The sequence below is a fragment of the Pseudoalteromonas sp. S3178 genome (genome assembly GCF_005886985.1).
Classification (GTDB): Bacteria; Pseudomonadota; Gammaproteobacteria; order Enterobacterales; family Alteromonadaceae; genus Pseudoalteromonas; species Pseudoalteromonas carrageenovora.
Genome location: NZ_PNCW01000084.1, coordinates 1 through 3,956, shown reverse-complemented (window position 1 = coordinate 3,956; position 3,956 = coordinate 1). Strand labels below are relative to the sequence as shown.

The window sequence follows — 3,956 nt, the reverse complement described above, 5'->3', positions numbered from 1 at the left end:
AGATCAACACGCCCTAATTAACTGGGTTTATTTGCTTTTTAATTGGCTTCTCACGCGTTACAAAATAGCAAACGAGTGAGCCGCCAGTTACCATTATTACCCCTTGCCAAAATGAGGCACTAAGGGTAATTGATAAATAAAGCGCCGAGATAATAGCCGAAAAAACCGGCGTAAAATACGAAAGCGTACCAAGCAGCATTAAGTTACCGCCAATAATTGCTTGGTTCCAGAGTGCGTAACCACTACCTACCACTATACCTGCTAAAACAAGCGTAATAGTTGCATGTAACGAAAACACCATAGCGGGCTCATTACTCAAACCATATAGCACCCACAAACTTAACGCTGTGGCTATAAAAAACAGCACTATGGCGTTTTTACCATTACTGCTTTTTTGAGTAATTACACAGTATACAGACCAAATAAATGGCGCTACAAAAGCCAATAAATAAGCCGTAGGATTACTTGCAAAGTTGCCCATAATACTACTAATAGATAAGCCACTATCACCGCCAACACACCACGCTACACCAAAAAAGGCGAGCAACATGCCAGGGTAAATCCAAAAACTTACTTTACTACGGTTAACTATAATACTGAGTAAAATAGTAAGCGTTGGCCATAAGTAATTTATAACGGCCATTTCTACCGCTTGGTGGCGATTATTAGCCAGCCCTACAAACAGCGCCAAACAAACCTCATAAAGTGCAAATAAAGCAGTGCCCCAAATAATATAGCGTTTATTAAACCCACCTAACTTTGGCGGCCCCATTACTATAATTAAAAAAAGTGCACTTACGCTATACATAAGCGCAGCACCACCTATGGGGCCAAATAACTCAGACACATCGCGCAGCAAAGCAACTAAACAGCTCCATAGTAAAATAGCGGCGATGCCATAAAGTGTGTATTTATGATTAGAAAAAAAGTCCATTAACTACCTAAAAGTACTACCTGTATTTAGGGGTACGCTACCAGTAATTAATTACTTAAACAATTGTTACTAATACTTTTATATAAAATAAAGCAAATTTTAGTAATTGACCTTTCGGTCAGTAAAGTTACAATCAATCAACACCTTAAACTCAGCAACGCCATAATGACCACACAAACAAAGCCAAATAAAAAAGAACTCACCCGAGAGAAAAACCAAAAGTTAATACTCGATGCCGCAGAGCAATTGTTTTCTCAGCTTGGTTACGATGGCGCTAGCATGAGTATGGTTGCCAAAGAGGCAAGCGTGCCTAAAGCCAATATTTTATATTACTTTAAAAGTAAAGACGGCCTATACGAAGCAGTAATAGACCGCATAATAGCGCATTGGAACTTAGGGCTAGATAATGTAACCCCTGAAGACGACCCCGCATATGTGCTTTATAACTACATTAAAAGCAAAGTAATACTTGCCGTTAATCAGCCTTTGCAATCGCGTTTATTTGCCAGCGAAATACTGCGTGGTGCACCGTACCTTCAAAACTACTTTAGAACGAATACACGCCCTTGGGTAAAGCAAAAGGTTGATGTTTTTCAAGCATGGATTGACGCCGATAAAATGGATAACGTTGACCCGTACCATTTATTATTTACCATTTGGTCAACCACACAATACTACGCCGACTTTCAGGCTGAAGTACTGCTAGTTATGAACAAATTAGAATACGATAAAACCGATGTGGCACACATTACGCAGTCAATTGCCCACATTATTTTAAAAGGTATTGGCTTAAAAATACCCGAGCAAAGTGAGGCTTAACCCATGGATAACTTTACAACCCCCGATTTATTTGACGATCACCGCCAGAGCGTACAAGTAGCCGACAACGGCCTGCGCCACTTTGGTAAAAAAACCACCTTTAGTGGCCAAGCAGTTACAGTAACCTGCCCAGAAGACAATTCATTTGCCGCCGACATACTGCATGAAAACGGTAAGGGCAAAATATTAGTTATTGATGGCTTTGCCAGTAAACGCTTTGCTTTTATAGGCGATATAATGGCAGAGCGCGCATTAAAAAATGGCTGGGAAGGCGTTGTTATTAACGGCTGTTGCCGCGATATAGAAATACTTGCCACTATGGATTTACCCGTAATGGCGCTTGGCTCAACCCCGCGTAGTACTTTAAAACGTGGATTTGGTGATAAAAACCAAACAGTAACTATGCTTAGCACCACAATTAAGCCAAATGATTGGTTATACGCCGATGTAAACGGCTTAATAATTAGCCCAAACGCACTATTGTAAACCCCCAACTTACAACCAAGATGGTGCAAACACGCACCAACTTGGTGTGTTTTCACCTCTAAATTACGCCCTCTTAGTTGCTTGAATTTTTATAAACACCATTCAAACCCACAAAAACCTGACCGAGCGGACAACTTTATTGTATTTGGCATTGCTTTTGCTTAGCTTTTAGGCAATATAATAAGCTAACCGATTAAAAAGCGGATCAGGCTCTGTAAAATAAAAATAAGATGTTACGCAGTGGGCTGAAAAATAATAATAATTAATTCGTCTTTTTAATCACCCTAAATCTGATTATAACCAGTTGGTCAGATTTACTTTATAACGAGTGGTGATATGAGTACCAAAACACATAATAATTTTACCGGTATTTTTTGTGACCATGGCCCAAAAGCATGGCAAACACACACCCACGGCGCACTTAACAATAAGCGCCTTGCAGTAAAAGATGTATTTGCTGTTAAAGGCGAGCGCAACAGCGCAGGTAACCCTAGCTGGTTTAAAGCAGCAAAACCTGCCCTGCAAACAGCAAGTGCGGTAAATAAGTTAATGAACGAGGGTTGTAGCTTTACAGGCTTTACCCACACCGATGAACTTGCTTACAGCTTAGAGGGAAATAACATTCACTATGGGGCGGCACAAAACCCAAAACTTAGCGGTCATGCAAGTGGCGGTTCGAGTATGGGATCGGCGGCCGCCGTTGCTGCTAACTTAGCCGATATTGGCTTAGGTACCGATACTGGCGGCTCTATTAGAATACCCGCAAGTTACTGCGGCTTATTTGGTATAAGACCCAGCCATAACGTGATTGAAAAAGACGGCCTAATTCCGCTAGCCCCCCCTTTTGATACCATTGGCTGGCTTACCCAAAGTGCAGAGTTACTAAGCGATGTAGGCAATGTACTGTTACCAAATCAAGCTATTAATAACGTTGATACTTTAGTAAGTTGTGAGCCGTTATTTGAGCTAGTAAGCCCTGCTTTACAAGCACCTATTAAACAACTACTTGAAAAAACCAAGCCTTATTTTAAGCACCATAAAGAATTTGAACTGCCTAATAGCAACTTATTAAGCGAACTCGCTGATAGCTTTAGAATACTGCAAGGGCGCGCAATAGCTAAAACGCATAAAGATTGGCTTCAAGGGCAACTTCCCCAGTTTGCTCCGGCAATTGCGGCACGTTTTAAAATGGCATTGGCACTAACCGCCCAAGAAGAGCAAGAAGCACTAAAAGTACAAACCCAGTGGCAAACACTAATAGCTAAAAACCTAAACACAAACAGTTGTTTATTTTTGCCAACCACACCCACAACCGCACCTAAATTGGGCGCCGACACAAGCGCTTTACGTATGCAAATTATAACCTTATCTGCTATTGCGGGCTTGAGCCGCTCGGCGCAAGTTCACTTACCATTGGCTAATTTAGAAAATGGCCACCCATATGGGTTTTCATTAATGATGAGCCACGGTAACGATAAAAGCCTACTTGCCTGCGTACAACAATTAGCTGCACACTTTAAACAGGACACACTTGCATGAGCACACACAACATTGCATTTACTGCCCCGCACTTTTCAGCGACCGAGGCAGGCACCTTTATATTAAAACAAGGCGGTACAGCCACAGAAGCAATGGTAGCGGCAGCGGCTGCTATTAGCGTGGTTTACCCACATATGAACTCGATTGGTGGCGACAGCTTTTGGCTTATTGATAACCC

The 3,956-nt window shown here is 41.7% G+C and carries 5 protein-coding genes; 4 read left to right on the top strand and 1 reads right to left on the bottom strand.

All coding sequences use genetic code 11. The features are described from left to right. Positions 1–13: 13 nt before the first annotated feature. Entirely contained in the window at positions 14–934 is a 921-nt protein-coding gene (yddG, locus tag CWC11_RS18810; protein ID WP_138683918.1) for an aromatic amino acid DMT transporter YddG, read from the bottom strand. 165 nt (positions 935–1,099) lie between these two features. Between yddG and CWC11_RS18805 the strand changes: the two genes are divergently transcribed. The 4 genes from CWC11_RS18805 to CWC11_RS18790 all read left to right on the top strand — a co-directional run. After that, the gene (locus tag CWC11_RS18805; RefSeq protein WP_089349833.1) at positions 1,100–1,753 is read left to right on the top strand and encodes a TetR/AcrR family transcriptional regulator; all 654 of its coding nucleotides are present in this window, start codon (positions 1,100–1,102) and stop codon (positions 1,751–1,753) included. A 3-nt stretch (positions 1,754–1,756) separates the two neighbouring features. Beyond that, on the top strand, positions 1,757–2,239 hold the full coding sequence (locus CWC11_RS18800) for a putative 4-hydroxy-4-methyl-2-oxoglutarate aldolase (protein ID WP_138683917.1): 483 nt from the start codon (positions 1,757–1,759) through the stop codon (positions 2,237–2,239). A gap of 336 nt (positions 2,240–2,575) precedes the next feature. Beyond that, positions 2,576–3,778, top strand: coding sequence for an amidase family protein (locus CWC11_RS18795; protein WP_138683916.1), 1,203 nt, complete (start codon positions 2,576–2,578; stop codon positions 3,776–3,778). Beyond that, positions 3,775–3,956: gamma-glutamyltransferase (locus CWC11_RS18790; protein WP_171038458.1), on the top strand; the 182-nt coding region annotated here is incomplete at its 3' end. The genes CWC11_RS18795 and CWC11_RS18790, both read left to right, overlap by 4 nt.

Excerpts from the sequence above, each read along its gene's own strand:
- yddG (WP_138683918.1), bottom strand. The coding sequence starts at position 934 with ATGGACTTTTTTTCTAATCATAAATACACACTTTATGGCATCGCCGCT.
- CWC11_RS18805 (WP_089349833.1), top strand. The coding sequence starts at position 1,100 with ATGACCACACAAACAAAGCCAAATAAAAAAGAACTCACCCGAGAGAAA.
- CWC11_RS18800 (WP_138683917.1), top strand. The coding sequence starts at position 1,757 with ATGGATAACTTTACAACCCCCGATTTATTTGACGATCACCGCCAGAGC.
- CWC11_RS18795 (WP_138683916.1), top strand. The coding sequence starts at position 2,576 with ATGAGTACCAAAACACATAATAATTTTACCGGTATTTTTTGTGACCAT.